Source organism: Cellulomonas sp. PhB143, from assembly GCF_003752595.1.
Lineage (GTDB): Bacteria > Actinomycetota > Actinomycetes > Actinomycetales > Cellulomonadaceae > Paraoerskovia.
The window spans coordinates 122,499-138,231 of record NZ_RKIJ01000013.1 but is presented as its reverse complement, the minus strand read 5'-3'; the positions used below and the strand labels follow the sequence as shown (position 1 = coordinate 138,231).

Sequence of the window (15,733 nt, the reverse complement as noted above, 5' to 3'; positions counted from 1 at the left end):
CGGCAGACTGTCCGACGATGACCACCCAGCAGAGCACCCGTGAGAGCAACCGGCCGAGCGCCCGGGCGAACGCAGCCCGGGGTCCGCGAGCGCCCTACCCCGTCCCCGTCGCCGACTACGCCGTCGTGGGCGACGGCTCCACCGTCGCCCTGATCAGCCGGCGCGGCTCCGTCGACTGGCTGTGCCTGCCGCGCGTCGACGACCCGGCGTGCTTCGCCGCGCTCCTCGGGGACGAGCGCAACGGCCGCTGGCTGCTCACCGTCCCGGACGCGACCGACGTCGAGCGCCGCTACGACGGCGACACGTTCGTCCTCGTGACCACCTACACCTCGCCCACGGGGCGCGCCCGCGTCACCGACGTCATGCCCGTGCACGACGGCGCCGCCGACCTCGTGCGCCGGCTGGAGGTCCTCGAGGGGACGGTGAGCGTCGAGCACGAGTGGGTGGTGCGCTTCTCCTACGGGCAGGTCGTGCCGTGGGTCCGCCGCATCGGCGACGAGGCGGCGAACGAGGGCCGCCCCGCCATCCGGGCCATCGCGGGGGCCGACGCGCTGCTGCTGCGCGGCGACCGGCTCCCGCCCGCCGCCGACCACACGCACGCGGAGACGTTCGAGATGTCCGCGGGCGAGACGCTCGAGCTCGCCGTGACGTGGACCCGGTCGTGGGAGCCCGTGCCGGAGCGCCAGGGGTTCGCCGAGCGCATCGAGGCGACGCGCGCGCACTGGACCTCCTGGATCGACACGTGCTCGTACACCGGGCGCTACCGCGAGCCGCTGGTCCGCTCCCTGCTGACCCTGCGCCTGCTGACCAACAGCGAGACGGGCGGGATCGTCGCCGCGGCGACCACGTCCCTGCCGGAGGACCCGGGCGGCGAGCGGAACTGGGACTACCGCTACTGCTGGCTGCGGGACGCCGCGCTGACGCTCGAGGCGCTGGTCGAGTCCGGCTACCAGGACGAGATCTCGGCGTGGCGCAGCTGGCTCCTGCGCGCCGTGGCGGGCGACCCCGCGGACCTGCAGATCATGTACGGCGTGGACGGCGGGCGCGACCTGCCCGAGCGCACGCTCGACCACCTGCCCGGCTACGCGGGCTCGCTGCCCGTGCGGGTGGGCAACGCCGCCGTCGGGCAGATGCAGAACGACGTGCTCGGCGAGGTGATGAGCGCGCTCGCCATGGCGCGCGCCGCGGGTCTCGAGGAGACGGCGGACAGCTGGTCCCTGCAGGTCCACCTCGTCGACGACCAGCTCGAGCGCTGGCGCACCCCCGACCGCGGGCTGTGGGAGATCCGCGGCCCGGAGCAGCACTTCGTGCACTCCAAGATCATGACGTGGGCCGCGGTGGACCAGGCGGTCCGCGCGATCGAGGACCACGGCCTCGACGGGCCGCTCGAGCGCTGGCGCCGCGAGCGCGACGCGATCAAGGCGGACGTCCTCGCCCACGGCTACGACGCCGGGCTGGGCTCGTTCGTGCAGCACTACGGCGCCCATCACACCGACGCCTCGCTGCTGCAGATGCTCCAGGTCGGGTTCCTGCCCCCCGACGACCCGCGGGTGCTCGGCACCGTCGCCCGCGTGCGCGCCGAGCTCGAGCGGGACGACGGGCTGGTGCTGCGCTACCGCACGGAGACCGGCGTCGACGGGCTGCCCGGCGACGAGCACCCGTTCCTCGCCTGCTCGTTCTGGCTCGCGGACGCGCTCGCCCGCACGGGCCAGGTCGAGGAGGCGGAGCGCCTGCTCGACGTCCTCGTCGGCCTCGCGAACGACGTCGGGCTGCTCGCCGAGGAGTACGACGCCACGGACCGGACCCTCGTCGGGAACTTCCCGCAGGCCTTCTCCCACCTCGGCCTCGTGCGCGCGGTGCACAGCGTCGAGCGGGCGCGGGCGGGGAACGCCCGCACCGCGGAGCCCGCCGCCCAGGAGGCGGCCCGGTGAGCCGGCCGGCCGGGGGCTACTCCGGGGCCGTGGACGGCGGCGGCGCCTCGGCGCTGCGCCGCCTGGACGAGATCGACGTGCGCAAGGCGTCCGTCGGCCCGATGGACAACGACGCCTACCTGCTCACGTGCCGGCGCTCGGGCGAGCAGCTGCTCGTCGACGCCGCCGCCGACCCCGACCGCCTCCTCGCGCTCGTGCGCGAGGGCTCCGGCTCGGCCCGCCTCGCCCACGTCGTGACGACGCACCGCCACCACGACCACCTCGGCGCGCTGGCGGCCGTCGTCGCGGTGACGGGCGCGCCGGCGCTGGCGGGAGAGGCCGACGCCGAGGCCGTGGCCGCCGCGGCGGACGTCCCGGTCGGGGCGCTCGCCCACGGCGACCTCGTCGCCGTCGGGCACGCGCAGCTCGAGGTCGTCGCGCTGCGCGGGCACACGCCGGGATCGATCGCCCTGGCGTACCGCGAGCCCGCGTCCGTCGAGGAGCCCGACGCCGTGGCGGGACGCGTGCACCTGTTCACGGGCGACTCCCTCTTTCCCGGGGGTCCCGGACGCACGACGTCGGCGGAGAGCTTCGCGACGCTCATGGACGACCTGACCTCGCGCGTGTTCGACCGGTTCGACGACGCCACCTGGGTCTATCCCGGGCACGGCGCGGACACGACGCTCGGCGCGGAACGGCCGCACCTGGCGCAGTGGCGCGCCCGCGGCTGGTGAAGGACCCTCGGGCGCGACGCCCGTCTGCCAGACTGGCGGCATGCCCCTCGTCGCCGTGACCTATGTCTACCCCGACCGGCCCGCGGAGCTCGACGCGGCCCGCCCTGCGCACCGCGCGTTCCTCACGGACCTGCACGACGCCGGGACGCTCGTCGCGTCCGGCCCATGGCTCCCCTCGCCGGGGCAGCGCCCCGGCGCCCTCCTGCTCCTCGCGGTCGAGGGGCCCGAGGCGGCCGAGGCGCTCCTCGAGGCCGACCCGTTCGCGCGGGCCGGCCTCGTCGAGGACCGCACCGTGCGGGCATGGTCGCCGGTGATCGGTGACCTCGCCGCGCACGCCTGACGCGGCGCGGTCAGTCCGGAGCGCCGTCCGCCCCGGCACCCAGGGCTGCGCGCCGCCGGTCCCGCCGGTCCTTGGCGAGGCTCGCGACCGTGGTGACCACCAGGACCACCGCGATGAACGCGAGCGAGACGCCCGTCGAGATCTCCGGGACCGCGTCGACGTGCTCGCCGCCGTTGACGAACGGCAGCTCGTTGGTGTGCAGCGCGTGGATGACGAGCTTGACCCCGATGAACCCGAGGATCGCGGCGAGCCCGTAGGCGAGGTAGACGAGCCGGTCGAGCAGGCCGTCGATGAGGAAGTAGAGCTGGCGCAGCCCGAGCAGGGAGAACGCGTTCGCCGCGAACACCAGGTAGGTCTCCTGCGTCAGGCCGAAGATCGCCGGGATCGAGTCGACCGCGAACAGCAGGTCCGCGCTGCCGATCGCGACCATGACGATCAGCATCGGCGTGATGAACCGCTTGCCCCCGACCTTCGTGACCATGCGGTCCTCGACGTAGTCGTCGGTGGTCGGGAACAGCCGGCGCACCAGGCGCAGGACGCCGTTCTCCTTGAACTCGGTCTCGTGCTCCGTTCCGCTGCGCGCCTGGGCCCACGCCGTGTAGATCAGGAACGCGCCGAACAGGTAGAAGACCCAGCTGAAGTTCGCGATCAGCGCGGCGCCGGCGAGGATGAAGACCGTGCGCAGCACGAGGGCGATGGTGATGCCGATCAGCAGGACCTTCTGCTGGTAGAGCCGCGGCACCTTGAAGGACGTCATGATGAGCACGAAGACGAAGAGGTTGTCGACGGACAGGCTCTTCTCGGTGACGTACCCGGCGAAGTACTCGCCGCCGTACGTCGAGCCCCAGGCGGCCCACACGACGGCGCCGAACGCGACGGCGACCGCGACGTAGGCGAGCGACCACCGGGTGGCCTCGCGCAGGCTCGGGGCGTGCGGCGTGCGCACGTGGCCGACGTAGTCGAACGCGAGCATGGCCACGATCAGGCCGACGGTGACGATCCAGACCCAGACGGGGACGTCCACGGGTATACCTCCGGTAGGGACGACGAGCTACCGGAGGTCTCTTCCGCCCGGACGCCGGCTCCTCGGTCCCGTCCCGGCGACCGATCGACCTCGCGTGTGCGCGAACCGGTGGCACCGGGCCCGCTGCGGAACGGACCGTACTGACGACGCCACCGCGTGGGAATACTCCCCTCACGATGGGTACAGCGTAGGCGATCGCGCGGCCCCGCGGCCAGAGGGCTACGCCGTCGCGGCCTGCATCTGCCGCAGCTCCTTCTTGAGGCCGCCGATCTCGTCGCGCAGCCGCGCCGCGAGCTCGAACTGCAGCTCCCCCGCCGCGGCGTGCATCTGGTCGCTCAGCTCCTGGATCAGGCCCGCGAGGTCGGCCGCGGCGAGCCCGGCGAGCCGGTTGCCCGACACCGCGCCCTCCTTCGGCGCGCCCGGCACCGGTGCGCGCGTCCCCTGACCGGGCTTGCGGTACCCGCCCTGGAGCAGCTCCGCGGTGTCGATGTCCTCGCGGGCGAGCATGTCCGTGACGTCGGAGATCCGCTTGCGCAGCGGCTGCGGGTCCACGCCGTGCTCGACGTTGTACGCGACCTGCCTCTCCCGGCGGCGGTCGGTCTCCTCGATCGCCTGCTTCATCGCCGCGGTGATCTTGTCGGCGTACATGTGCACCTCGCCCGAGACGTTGCGCGCCGCGCGGCCGATCGTCTGGATCAGGGACGTCCCGGAGCGCAGGAAGCCCTCCTTGTCGGCGTCGAGGATCGCGACGAGCGAGACCTCTGGTAGGTCGAGACCCTCCCGCAGGAGGTTGATCCCGACCAGGACGTCGTACTCCCCCGTCCGCAGCTCGCGCAGCAGCTCGACGCGGCGCAGCGTGTCGACCTCCGAGTGCAGGTAGCGCACCCGCACGTCCCGCTCGAGGAGATAGTCCGTGAGGTCCTCCGACATCTTCTTGGTCAGCGTCGTGACGAGCACCCGTTCGTTGCGTGCGGTGCGCTCGCGGATCTCGCCCAGGAGGTCGTCGATCTGCCCGGTCGTCGGCTTCACCACGACCTTGGGGTCCACGAGCCCGGTGGGGCGGATGATCTGCTCGACCACGCCGTCGGACATCGAGAGCTCGTAGCTGCCCGGCGTCGCCGAGAGGTAGACGGTCTGGCCGATGCGGTCCACGAACTCCTCCCAGCGCAGCGGGCGGTTGTCCGTCGCGCTGGGCAGCCGGAAGCCGTGCTCCACGAGGCTGCGCTTGCGCGACATGTCGCCCTCGAACATCGCGCCGATCTGCGGGACGGTCACGTGCGACTCGTCGATGACGAGCAGGAAGTCCTCGGGGAAGTAGTCGAGCAGCGTGTTCGGCGCCGAGCCGGGCTCGCGCCCGTCGATGTGCCGCGAGTAGTTCTCGATCCCGGAGCAGGAGCCGATCTGGCGCATCATCTCGATGTCGTAGGTGGTGCGCATGCGCAGGCGCTGGGCCTCGAGCAGCTTGTTCTGCCGCTCGAGCTCCGCCAGCCGGTCGGCGAGCTCCGCCTCGATGGTGCCGATCGCCCGCTCCATGCGCTCCGGCCCGGCGACGTAGTGCGTCGCGGGGAACACGAACATGCTCTGCTCCGAGCGCACCACCTCGCCCGTGAGCGGGTGCAGCGTCTGGATCGACTCGATCTCGTCGCCGAAGAACTCGAAACGGATCGCGAGCTCCTCGTACACCGGGATGATCTCGACGGTGTCGCCGCGCACCCGGAACGTGCCGCGCGTGAACGCGACGTCGTTGCGCGTGTACTGCATCGTCACGAAGCGGCGCAGCAGGTCGTCGCGGTCCACCTGGTCGCCGACGTCGATCCGCACCATCCGGTCGACGTACTCCTGCGGCGTGCCCAGGCCGTAGATGCACGACACCGAGGCGACCACGATGACGTCGCGTCGGGTCAGGAGCGAGGACGTCGCCGAGTGCCGCAGGCGCTCGACCTCGTCGTTGATCGAGGAGTCCTTCTCGATGTAGGTGTCCGTCTGCGCGATGTACGCCTCGGGCTGGTAGTAGTCGTAGTACGAGACGAAGTACTCGACCGCGTTGTTCGGCAGGAGCTCGCGGAACTCCGTCGCAAGCTGCGCCGCCAGGGTCTTGTTCGGGGCCATCACCAGCGTCGGGCGCTGGAGCTTCTCGATCAGCCAGGCCGTGGTCGCGGACTTTCCGGTGCCGGTCGCGCCGAGCAGCGTGACGTCCTTCTCCCCCGCCCGGATCCGCTCGGAGAGCTGCGCGATGGCGGTGGGCTGGTCGCCCGACGGCGTGTACTCGGACACCACCTCGAACGGCGCCACGGTGCGTTGCAGGTCGGTGACGGGTCGCATGCCGCCACGGTACGCCGCGCCACCGACACGCGGTCAGGCCGGCTCGTCCGCCTCCGCGGCGACCTCCGCGGCGATCCGCGCCCACAGGTCGTCGACCTGGGCGCGCAGCGCGGCCAGGTCCCCCGAGCCGTCGAGCAGCACGTCGGCCGCCGCGGCGCGCTGCTCGTCCGAGGCCTGCGCGGCGATCCGGCCCCCGGCGTCCTGGGTGCTCAGCCCCCGCCCCGCGACCAGCCGCTCGCGGCGCAGCGCCTCGGGGGCCTGCACCACCAGCACGAGGTCGAAGTCGTCGGTCCGGCCGGTCTCGACCAGCAGCGGCACGTCGTGCACGACGACGGCGCGCGCGTCCCCGGCCGCCACCGCGGCCTCCCGCTCCGCCGCGAGCCGCCGGACCTCCGGGTGCACGATCGCGTCGAGCCGCGCCCGCGCCTGCGCGTCCCCGAACACCAGCGTCGCCGTGGCCGCACGGTCGAGCGTCCCGTCCGGCAGGACGACGTCGGCGCCGAACGCCGCGACGATCCCGTCCAGCCCGACCGACCCCGGACGCACCGCCTCCCGTGCCAGCAGGTCGTAGTCCACGACCACGGCCCCCCGCTCCGCGAGCCGCTCCGCCACCGCCGACTTGCCCGCCGCTATCCCGCCCGTCAACCCGATCCTGAACATCACCCCATCGTGCCAGCACGCCCGGAAGGATGCGCCCGCGCGCGGTGTTGCCCCGGTGGGCGCGTCCGCGCCCGGAGCAGGAGAGCACATGTCCGTCCCCCACTTCTCGCCGCGCACGACGTCGTCGTTCCGCCAGGACTCGAGCGTCACCCGGCACCGCCTCGCGCCCGGGACGGTCCGGCGCGTCCTCGCCTTCGCCCGGCCCTACCGGCGCGAGCTCACGGTGTTCCTCGTCCTCGTCGCCCTGGACGCCGCCGTCGGGGCCGTGACGCCGCTGCTGTTCAGGGACCTCATCGACGACGGGATCACGCCGGGCCGCACGGACGTGGTGCTCGGTCTCGCCGCGACCGCCGCGGCGCTCGCGGTCGTGACCGCGCTCCTCGGGCTCGCCACGCGCTGGCTGAGCGCGCGCGTCGGCGAGGGCCTGATCCTCGACCTGCGCACCGCGGTCTTCGACCACGTCCAGCGCATGCCGCTGGCCTTCTTCTCCCGCGCCCGGACGGGTGCCCTCGTCCAACGGCTCAACGGCGACGTCCTCGGCGCGCAGCAGGCCTTCACCGCCACCCTGCAGAACGTGGTGAGCAACACCCTGACCATCGCGTTCGTCCTGGCCGCGATGCTGTCGATGTCCTGGCGGCTGACCCTCGTCTCGCTCGTGCTCGTGCCGGCGTTCGTGCTCCCTGCGCGGTGGGTCGGGCGACGCATCGCCGCGATCACCCGGGAGGGCTACGAGCTCAACGCGGACGCCGCGCAGACCATGAACGAACGGTTCAACGTCGCGGGCGCGCACCTGGTGAAGATCTTCGGCGACCCCGAGCGCGAGGCCGCGGGGTATGCCGCGCAGGCCCGGCGGGTCCGGGACATCGGGGTCCGGCAGGCCCTCTACGCGACCTACTTCCGCGTGGGCCTGACCATGGTCGCCTCGGTCGCGGTCGCGGTCGTCTACGGCCTGGGCGGGGTGCTCGCGGTCCGGGGCGAGCTGACCGTGGGCGTCGTCGTCGCCCTGACCGCCTACCTGGGCCGCCTCTACGGCCCGCTGACCGCCATGTCGAACGTCCAGGTCGATGTGATGACGGCGCTCGTGAGCTTCGAGCGGGTGCTCGAGGTGCTCGACCTGAGGCCGTCGGTCGCCGAGCCCGCGCACCCCGTGGACCTGCGAGCCGCCGTGCGCGACGCCGGCGCCCGCGTGGAGGTCGACCACGTCACCTTCCGCTACCCGGGTGCGCAGGACGTCTCGCTCGCCTCGCTGGAGAACGTGGGGGCGCCCGCGGGCGACGCGACCGAGGACACCCTGCACGACGTGTCCTTCACCGTGCCGGCGGGCGCCATGGTCGCGCTCGTCGGCCCGTCCGGGGCCGGCAAGACGACGCTCACCCAGCTCGTGAGCCGCATGTACGACCCGACGGAGGGAACGGTCCGGATCGCGGGCGTCGAGCTGACCCGGGCGTCGCAGGCGACGCTCCGGGCCACCGTGGGCGTGGTCTCGCAGGAGGCCCACCTGTTCCACGACTCCGTCGCCGGGAACCTGCGCTATGCGCGACCCGACGCGAGCGACGCCGAGATCGAGGAGGCCCTGCGCCAGGCCCACGTGTGGGACCTGGTCCGGTCGCTGCCCGACGGCACCGCGACCGTCGTCGGCGACCGCGGGTACCGGCTCTCCGGCGGCGAGCGCCAGCGCCTGGCCATCGCCCGCCTCCTGCTCAAGGCGCCCGACGTCGTCGTCCTCGACGAGGCCACGGCCCACCTCGACTCGGAGTCCGAGGTCGCCGTGCAGCGCGCGCTCGCCCGCGCCCTGGAGGGGCGCACGTCGCTCGTCATCGCCCACCGGCTCTCGACCGTGCGCGAGGCCGACGCCATCGTGGTGCTCGACTCGGGACGGGTGGTCCAGAGCGGGACGCACACCGAGCTGCTCGCCCGGGGCGGCCTGTACGCCGAGCTCTACCGGACGCAGTTCGCGCCGGCGGCCGCCTGACGACGCGCCGGCGACCGGCAAAGGACGGCAGGGGACGGCAGGGGACGGCAGGGCCCCGACGACGACGGCCCGTCACCTCCGAGGAGGTGACGGGCCGCCGTGCTGACGGGCGCCCGGCCGGCGGACCGGCCGGGCGCCCGGGTGGGCTCAGTTGCCCGTGAGCTTCTCGCGCAGGGCCGCGAGCGCCTCGTCCGACGCGAGCGTGCCGCCGGTCTCCTCGGCCGCGGGGGCCGAGGAGTACGAGGAGCTGCCGCCACCGGTCGACGACGAGCTGCTGCTCGAGGACGAGGAGGACGGCGCGAGCGACGCCTCGGTGTCGGCCTTGATGGCCTCCGAGACCTGCTTGCGGTGCGCCTCCCAGCGCTCGTGGGCCTTGGCGTACTCCGCCTCCCACGCCTCGCGCTGGGTCTCGAAGCCCTCGAGCCACTCGTTCGACTCGGGGTCGAAGCCCTCGGGGTACTTGTAGTTGCCCTGCTCGTCGTACTCGGCCGCCATGCCGTAGAGCGCCGGGTCGAAGTCGTCCGACTCCGGGTTGACGCCCTCGTTGGCCTGCTTCAGCGACAGCGAGATGCGGCGACGCTCGAGGTCGATGTCGATGACCTTGACGAACACCTCCTCGCCGACCGTGACGACCTGCTCGGGCAGGTCGACGTGGCGCACGGCGAGCTCCGAGATGTGCACGAGGCCCTCGATGCCGTCCTCGACGCGCACGAACGCACCGAACGGGACGAGCTTGGTGACCTTGCCCGGGACGACCTGGCCGATCGCGTGGGTCCGGGCGAACGTCTGCCAGGGGTCCTCCTGCGTCGCCTTGAGCGACAGCGAGACGCGCTCGCGGTCGAAGTCGACGTCGAGCACCTCGACCGTGACCTCCTGGCCGACCTCGACGACCTCGGACGGGTGGTCGATGTGCTTCCAGGACAGCTCGGAGACGTGCACGAGGCCGTCGACGCCGCCCAGGTCCACGAACGCACCGAAGTTGACGATCGAGGAGACGACACCGGGGCGGACCTGGCCCTTCTGCAGCGTCTGCAGGAAGGTCGAGCGCACCTCGGACTGCGTCTGCTCGAGCCAGGCACGGCGCGAGAGGACGACGTTGTTGCGGTTCTTGTCGAGCTCGATGATCTTGGCCTCGATCTCCTTGCCGACGTACGGCTGGAGGTCGCGGACACGACGCATCTCCACGAGGGAGGCGGGCAGGAAGCCGCGCAGGCCGATGTCGAGGATGAGGCCGCCCTTGACGACCTCGATGACGGTGCCGGTGACGACGCCGTCCTCCTCCTTGACCTTCTCGATGGTGCCCCAGGCGCGCTCGTACTGTGCGCGCTTCTTGGACAGGATCAGGCGGCCTTCCTTGTCCTCCTTCTGGAGGACCAGGGCCTCGACCGCGTCGCCCACCGCGACGACCTCACCGGGGTCGACGTCGTGCTTGATGGACAGCTCGCGGGAGGGGATGACGCCCTCGGTCTTGTAACCGATGTCGAGGAGGACCTCGTCCCGGTCGACCTTGACGATGGTGCCTTCGACGATGTCGCCGTCGTTGAAGTACTTGATGGTCGCGTCGATGGCGGCCAGGAAGTCCTCTTCGGTGCCGATGTCGTTGACGGCAACCTGAGGGGCGGACTTCGCGGGGGTGGAGATGGTCATAGAGTTCGATGCTCCGATGCGGACAGGACGTAGTGCGGACAGGAATGGTGCTGGTTTCAGCGGACCCTCGCGCGCGGGGACCGAGGTCGCCTCGCGCGGCGGGCCGGAGCCCGGGTCCGTTGGGACGGTGCGGACGCGACCTGCACGCACGAGCTGAGCTCGCTGCGTGCAAGGCGCACGGCACCATCGACAAGCATAGCGGCGCACCTCCCCGAGTTCAACGCAGGTCCGGCAGGATGGGGCCATGAGCCACCTCGGTTCCGCCGGTTACCAGCCCGTCCCCGACGCCGAGGGCGGCTCGGCCGCCCGCGCGTGGTGGGACGAGAACGCGACCGGGTACCAGGACGAGCACGGCGGGTTCCTCGGCGCCGCCGAGCTCTGCTGGGGGCCCGAGGGGCTGCGCGAGGCCGACGCCCATCTGCTCGGCGAGGTGCGGGGCCGGCAGGTGCTGGAGATCGGCGCGGGCGCCGCGCAGGGCGCGCGCTGGCTCACCGACGCGGGCGCCCGGGCCGTCGCGACCGACGTCTCCGCCGGGATGCTCGAGGCGGGCGCCCGCCTCGACGCCGGCCGCGGGCGGCGCGTGCCGCTCGTCCAGGCCGACGCCCGGGCCCTCCCGTTCGCGGACGCCGCCTTCGACGTCGTCTTCACCGCGTTCGGCGCGATCCCGTTCGTCCCCGACGCCGAGCGCGTGCACGCCGAGGCGGCCCGCGTCCTGCGGCCCGGCGGGCGCTGGGTCTTCTCCGCGACGCACCCCCTGCGCTGGGCCTTCCCCGACGACCCCTCCGAGCGCGGGCTCACGGCGACCCGCTCGTACTTCGACCGCACGCCCTACGTGGAGCGGGACGCCGGCGGCCGCGTCGCCTACGCCGAGTACCACCGGACCGTGGGCGACCACGTGCGCGACGTCGTCGCCGCCGGCCTCCAGGTGTGCGACGTCGTCGAGCCGGAGTGGCCCGCCGGCAACACGGAGGTCTGGGGAGGCTGGGGCCCGGTCCGCGGGCGGTACCTGCCCGGCACGATCGTCGTCGTGACGCGCCGGCCGTAGCGGGTCAGTGGCCCGCGTCGTGCCAGCTCGTGCCCTCGCCGACGGACACGTCGAGCGGGACCGAGAGGTCGGCCGCCGCGCCCATCTCCGAGCGCAGCAGCGCCTCCACGGCGTCCCGCTCTCCCGGCGCGACCTCCACCAGCAGCTCGTCGTGCACCTGCAGGAGCAGGCGCGAGCGCAGCCCCTGCTTCTCCATCGCCCGGCGCACGCCGAGCATCGCGACCTTGATGATGTCGGCTGCGCTGCCCTGGATCGGGGCGTTCAGCGCCATCCGCTCGGCCATGTCCCGGCGCTGGCGGTTGTCGCTCGTCAGGTCCGGCAGGTAGCGGCGGCGCCCGAGGATCGTCGCGGTGTAGCCCGTGGACCTCGCCTCGTCCACGACGCCGGTCAGGTAGTCGCGCACCCCGCCGAACCGCGAGAAGTAGTCGTCCATCAGCGCCTGCGCCTCGGAGACCGCGATGTTCAGCTGGTTGGACAGGCCGTAGGACGAGAGCCCGTACGCGAGCCCGTAGGACATCGCCTTGATCTTCGAGCGCATGGCCGGGGTGACCTCGTCGGCCGGGACCTCGAACACCCGCGAGCCGACATAGCTGTGCAGGTCCTCGCCGGAGCGGAACGCCTCGATCAGCCCGGCGTCCCCCGACAGGTGCGCCATGATCCGCATCTCGATCTGGCTGTAGTCGGCCGTCAGCAGCGTCTCGTAGCCGTCGCCGACGACGAAGGCACGCCGGATCCGGCGACCGGCCTCCGTGCGGATCGGGATGTTCTGCAGGTTCGGGTCCGTCGAGCTCAGCCGGCCGGTCGCCGCGATGGTCTGCTGGAAGGTCGTGTGGATCCGGCCGTCGTCGGCCACCGAGCGCAGCAGGCCCTCGACCGTCTGGCGCAGCCGGCTCGCGTCGCGGTGCGCGAGCAGGTGCTCGAGGAAGGGGTGGCCCGTCTTGACGAACAGGTCCGCGAGCGCGGAGGCGTCCGTCGTGTAGCCCGTCTTGATCCGCTTCGTCCGCGGCATCTCCAGCTGGTCGAACAGGACCTCCTGGAGCTGCTTGGGCGAGCCGAGGTTGACCTCGCGGCCGATGACCTCGAACGCCGACGCGGCGGCGCTCGCGACGAGCTCGGCGAAGTGCCGCTCCAGGCCCCGCAGCTCGTCGGAGTCGACCGCGATGCCGTCGGACTCCATCTCGCCCAGCACCCGCGAGAGCGGCAGCTCGAGCTCGGCGAGGAGCCCGGTGGCGCCGCGGTCCTCGAGCATGCCGGCGAGGACGGTGCCGAGCTCGAGCACCGCGGTCGCCCGCACGGCGGCCTGGCGCCCGACGCCGGAGCCGTCGAGCGAGAGGTCGAGCGCCCCCTGGGCGTCGGCCTCGTCCTCGACCCTCAGCTCGCGGTGCAGGTGACGCACGGCGAGGTCGCCGAGGTCGTAGCCGCGCTGGTCGGGGTGGCACAGGTACGCCGCGAGCCCCGTGTCGAAGGCGACGCCCTCCAGCGCGAGCCCGCGCGCGCCGAGCGCGTGCGCGGCCGCCTTGGCACCGTGCACCACCTTGGGCGCGCTGGCGTCGGCCAGCCAGGACGCCAGGGCGCTCTCGTCCTCGGGTGCGGCCTCGGCGAGGTCGCAGGTGACCGCGCGCTCGCCGTCCGAGACCGCGACGCTCCACGCGTCGCCGTCGACGGGCGTGGTGCGCCCCTCGACGTCGAGGCCCAGCCGGCGCCCGGCGCGCGCGCCGAGCCAGACGCCCAGCTGCCCGGGCGCGACGTCGTCGACCACGACCTCCAGCCCCGGCTCCTCGGGCGCGTCCGACTCGGGGCCGAGCGCGAGCAGCCGCTCGCGCAGGGCCGCGAACTCCAGCGCGTCGAACACGCGGTGCACGGCGTCCCGGTCCCAGGGGCGCGTGGCGAGGTCCTCCGGGCCGACCGGCAGGTCCATGTCGCGCAGGAGGGCGTTCAGCCGCCGGTTCGAGCGCACCTGCTCGAGGTGGGCGCGCAGGCTCTCCCCGGCCTTGCCCTTGATCGCGTCGGACGCGTCGAGCACCGCCTCCAGGTCGCCGTACTGGGTGATCCACTTCGCTGCCGTCTTGGGCCCGACGCCCGGGACCCCCGGGAGGTTGTCGGCCGTCTCCCCCACGAGCGCCGCGAGGTCCGGGTAGCGCTCGGGCGGCACCCCGTACTTCTCGGCGACCGCCGAGGGCGTCATGCGCGTCAGGTCGGAGACGCCGCGCTTCGGGTAGAGCACCGTGACGTCCTCGGACACGAGCTGGAACGCGTCGCGGTCGCCCGAGCACACCAGCACCTGCATGCCCTGCGCCGCGGCCCGGGTGGCGAGCGTCGCGAAGATGTCGTCGGCCTCGAAGCCCGGCTTCTCGAACGCCGGCACGTTCAGGGCCTCGAGCACCTCCTTGATCAGCGGCACCTGGCCCTTGAACGGCTCGGGCGTCGCGGCGCGACCGGCCTTGTAGCTCGGCAGCTGCTCGGTGCGGAACGTCGTGCTGCCCGCGTCGAAGGCCACCGCGATGTGCGTGGGCGCCTCGTCGCGCAGGAGGTTGATGAGCATCGAGGTGAAGCCGAAGACCGCGTTGGTGGACTGACCCGTCGTGGTGGAGAAGTTCTCCACCGGGAGCGCGAAGAACGCCCGGTATGCCATCGAGTGGCCGTCGATCAGCAGGAGCCGAGGTCGCGCGTCGCTAGTCACAGGTGCCAACCTATCCGCTATGACCGACACGACGGCACCCGACCGGGCCACCACCGGACCCGACCCCGACGACCTCGACGTCCTGCGCGCGAGCACCCGCGGCACGCTCATCGAACGGCTCGGGATCGAGCTCGTCGAGGCGTCCGCACAGCGGTGCGTGGCGACGATGCCGGTCTCCGGCAACACCCAGCCCGCGGGCCTGCTGCACGGCGGCGCGTCGGCGGCGCTCGCCGAGACGGTGGGCTCGGTCGCGGCGCAGGTCCACGCGGGGCCGGGCCGCGCGTCGGTCGGCACCGAGCTCAACGTCACCCACCACCGGGGGCTGCGCGAGGGGACGGTCACGGCGGTCGCGACGGCGCTGCACCGCGGCCGCACGACGGCGTCGTACGAGATCGTCGTGACGGACGAGGCTGGACGCCGGGTGTGCACCGCGCGCCTGAGCTGCCTCGTGCTCGAGGCTCGCTAGCCGGGGCGCCGGTCGGTCGACCAGCTCGCGCGTCGGCCGTCCGTCAGCCGGCCGTCAGCCGGCCGTCAGCCGACGAGGTCGCGCGGCTCGGCGCCCGCAGGGGTCCCGGGCGAGTCCTCGCCGCCCTCCGCGAGGGACCGCTGGAAGCTGCGCAGGTCGACGGGCCCGCTCAGGCCCTCCGTGCGCGCCTTGCGCCGCCGTGCGATGAGGTCGTCGAGCGCCTCCTTCGAGCCGCGTCGCTTGGCCGTCGGGTCGGCGGCCAGCCGCCGCTTGAGCGTCGCCGTCGCGACCACCCGGTGCCCGGCCGCCGGCGCGAAGCCGACCCGGGCGAGGAACCGCTGGACGCCGCGCGCGCCGGGGATCGGTACCGAGAAGACGTCGACGGCGCCCGCCTCCTCGGCCAGGTCGGCGACCGCGGTCAGGAGCGCGTGGCCGGCACCGCGCCGCCGCGCCGTCTGGGAGACGTAGATGGCCTCGATGTGCAGCGCGGGGCTCGTGTCGAAGATCGTCGGGCGCACGACGCGGGTCAGGACGAAACCCACGGGCACGTCGTCCAGATAGGCCGCGAGGATGGCGCCGCCGTCGACCTCGAGCAGGACGCTCAGCTGGCGCACGACCTTCGCCTCGTCCTGCGTGCACACCTGCGAGCCGGTCAGCGACTCGGCCCGCGCCTCGGTGCTGATCCGCGCGAGCGCGGGGAGCTCCGGACCGGTGACACGACGGACCTCGATACCTGGACGCACGTCATACCTCCTCGGATCTGCGGCGGTGGACCGACGGTGCCGGACGCTTGCGAGGCAAGGTCACGAATCGTGTCGGACAACAGTCCAGAACTGTAGCCCCACCGGGGCGGTCCGACCAGCCCCAGTCGCTCGCGCGGTCCCGTGCGGCGGCCCGCAGGGCGCGGGGAGACCGGGAGACCGGTCCGCGGGA

The 15,733-nt window shown here is 73.1% G+C and carries 12 protein-coding genes; 6 read left to right on the top strand and 6 right to left on the bottom strand.

Going from position 1 to position 15,733, the window contains the following annotated elements; genetic code table 11:
• Positions 1-17: 17 nt before the first annotated feature.
• Genes EDF32_RS10775 through EDF32_RS10765 form a run of 3 tightly spaced genes read left to right on the top strand, consistent with a single transcriptional unit; the run spans position 18 to position 2,984 of the window.
• Positions 18-1,931: a glycoside hydrolase family 15 protein gene (locus EDF32_RS10775; RefSeq protein ID WP_123308550.1), complete on the top strand. Its 1,914-nt coding sequence runs from the start codon at positions 18-20 to the stop codon at positions 1,929-1,931.
• Positions 1,928-2,644, top strand: coding sequence for an MBL fold metallo-hydrolase (locus EDF32_RS10770; protein ID WP_123308549.1), 717 nt, complete (start codon positions 1,928-1,930; stop codon positions 2,642-2,644). The genes EDF32_RS10775 and EDF32_RS10770 overlap by 4 nt, the downstream gene beginning before the upstream one ends.
• 40 nt (positions 2,645-2,684) lie before the next feature.
• Positions 2,685-2,984: a YciI family protein gene (locus EDF32_RS10765; protein ID WP_123308548.1), complete on the top strand. Its 300-nt coding sequence runs from the start codon at positions 2,685-2,687 to the stop codon at positions 2,982-2,984.
• A gap of 10 nt (positions 2,985-2,994) precedes the next feature.
• On the opposite strand, the gene EDF32_RS10760 is transcribed toward EDF32_RS10765, so the two are convergent.
• The 3 genes from EDF32_RS10760 to coaE all read right to left on the bottom strand — a co-directional run bounded on the left by EDF32_RS10760 (position 2,995) and on the right by coaE (position 6,990).
• Positions 2,995-4,008, bottom strand: a complete 1,014-nt coding sequence (locus tag EDF32_RS10760) for a TerC family protein (protein ID WP_123308547.1) — start codon at positions 4,006-4,008, stop codon at positions 2,995-2,997.
• 219 nt (positions 4,009-4,227) lie between these two features.
• Entirely contained in the window at positions 4,228-6,330 is a 2,103-nt protein-coding gene (uvrB, locus tag EDF32_RS10755) for an excinuclease ABC subunit UvrB (RefSeq protein WP_123308546.1), read from the bottom strand.
• Positions 6,331-6,363: 33 nt separating this feature from the next.
• A complete protein-coding gene (gene coaE / locus EDF32_RS10750; RefSeq protein WP_123308545.1) occupies positions 6,364-6,990 on the bottom strand; it encodes a dephospho-CoA kinase in 627 nt (208 codons plus the stop codon).
• A gap of 88 nt (positions 6,991-7,078) precedes the next feature.
• On the opposite strand from coaE, the gene EDF32_RS10745 reads away from it, so the two are divergent.
• Positions 7,079-8,962 (top strand): ABC transporter ATP-binding protein, encoded by a 1,884-nt coding sequence (locus EDF32_RS10745; RefSeq protein WP_123308544.1) that lies wholly within the window; start codon positions 7,079-7,081, stop codon positions 8,960-8,962.
• A gap of 147 nt (positions 8,963-9,109) precedes the next feature.
• Here EDF32_RS10745 and rpsA read toward each other — a convergent pair whose 3' ends face one another.
• Positions 9,110-10,609 carry a 30S ribosomal protein S1 gene (rpsA, locus tag EDF32_RS10740; protein ID WP_123308543.1) on the bottom strand — a complete coding sequence of 500 codons (1,500 nt, stop codon included), beginning with the start codon at positions 10,607-10,609 and terminating at the stop codon, positions 9,110-9,112.
• A gap of 244 nt (positions 10,610-10,853) precedes the next feature.
• On the opposite strand from rpsA, the gene EDF32_RS10735 reads away from it, so the two are divergent.
• Positions 10,854-11,654, top strand: coding sequence for a class I SAM-dependent methyltransferase (locus EDF32_RS10735; protein WP_123308542.1), 801 nt, complete (start codon positions 10,854-10,856; stop codon positions 11,652-11,654).
• A gap of 4 nt (positions 11,655-11,658) precedes the next feature.
• Here EDF32_RS10735 and polA read toward each other — a convergent pair whose 3' ends face one another.
• Complete coding sequence (gene polA, locus EDF32_RS10730) at positions 11,659-14,286, bottom strand: DNA polymerase I (protein WP_233565882.1); 2,628 nt, start codon at positions 14,284-14,286, stop codon at positions 11,659-11,661.
• Between the two features lie 67 nt (positions 14,287-14,353).
• Here polA and EDF32_RS10725 point away from each other — a divergent pair, with 67 nt between their 5' ends.
• Positions 14,354-14,800 (top strand): hotdog fold thioesterase, encoded by a 447-nt coding sequence (locus EDF32_RS10725; protein WP_123308725.1) that lies wholly within the window; start codon positions 14,354-14,356, stop codon positions 14,798-14,800.
• Positions 14,801-14,865: 65 nt separating this feature from the next.
• Here EDF32_RS10725 and EDF32_RS10720 read toward each other — a convergent pair whose 3' ends face one another.
• Positions 14,866-15,543, bottom strand: a complete 678-nt coding sequence (locus tag EDF32_RS10720) for a GNAT family N-acetyltransferase (RefSeq protein ID WP_123308541.1) — start codon at positions 15,541-15,543, stop codon at positions 14,866-14,868.
• Between the last annotated feature and the right edge of the window lie 190 nt (positions 15,544-15,733).

Excerpts from the sequence above, each read along its gene's own strand:
- EDF32_RS10775 (WP_123308550.1), top strand. The coding sequence starts at position 18 with ATGACCACCCAGCAGAGCACCCGTGAGAGCAACCGGCCGAGCGCCCGG.
- EDF32_RS10765 (WP_123308548.1), top strand. The coding sequence starts at position 2,685 with ATGCCCCTCGTCGCCGTGACCTATGTCTACCCCGACCGGCCCGCGGAG.
- uvrB (WP_123308546.1), bottom strand. The coding sequence starts at position 6,330 with ATGCGACCCGTCACCGACCTGCAACGCACCGTGGCGCCGTTCGAGGTG.
- coaE (WP_123308545.1), bottom strand. The coding sequence starts at position 6,990 with ATGTTCAGGATCGGGTTGACGGGCGGGATAGCGGCGGGCAAGTCGGCG.
- EDF32_RS10745 (WP_123308544.1), top strand. The coding sequence starts at position 7,079 with ATGTCCGTCCCCCACTTCTCGCCGCGCACGACGTCGTCGTTCCGCCAG.
- rpsA (WP_123308543.1), bottom strand. The coding sequence starts at position 10,609 with ATGACCATCTCCACCCCCGCGAAGTCCGCCCCTCAGGTTGCCGTCAAC.
- EDF32_RS10735 (WP_123308542.1), top strand. The coding sequence starts at position 10,854 with ATGAGCCACCTCGGTTCCGCCGGTTACCAGCCCGTCCCCGACGCCGAG.
- polA (WP_233565882.1), bottom strand. The coding sequence starts at position 14,286 with ATGGCATACCGGGCGTTCTTCGCGCTCCCGGTGGAGAACTTCTCCACC.
- EDF32_RS10725 (WP_123308725.1), top strand. The coding sequence starts at position 14,354 with ATGACCGACACGACGGCACCCGACCGGGCCACCACCGGACCCGACCCC.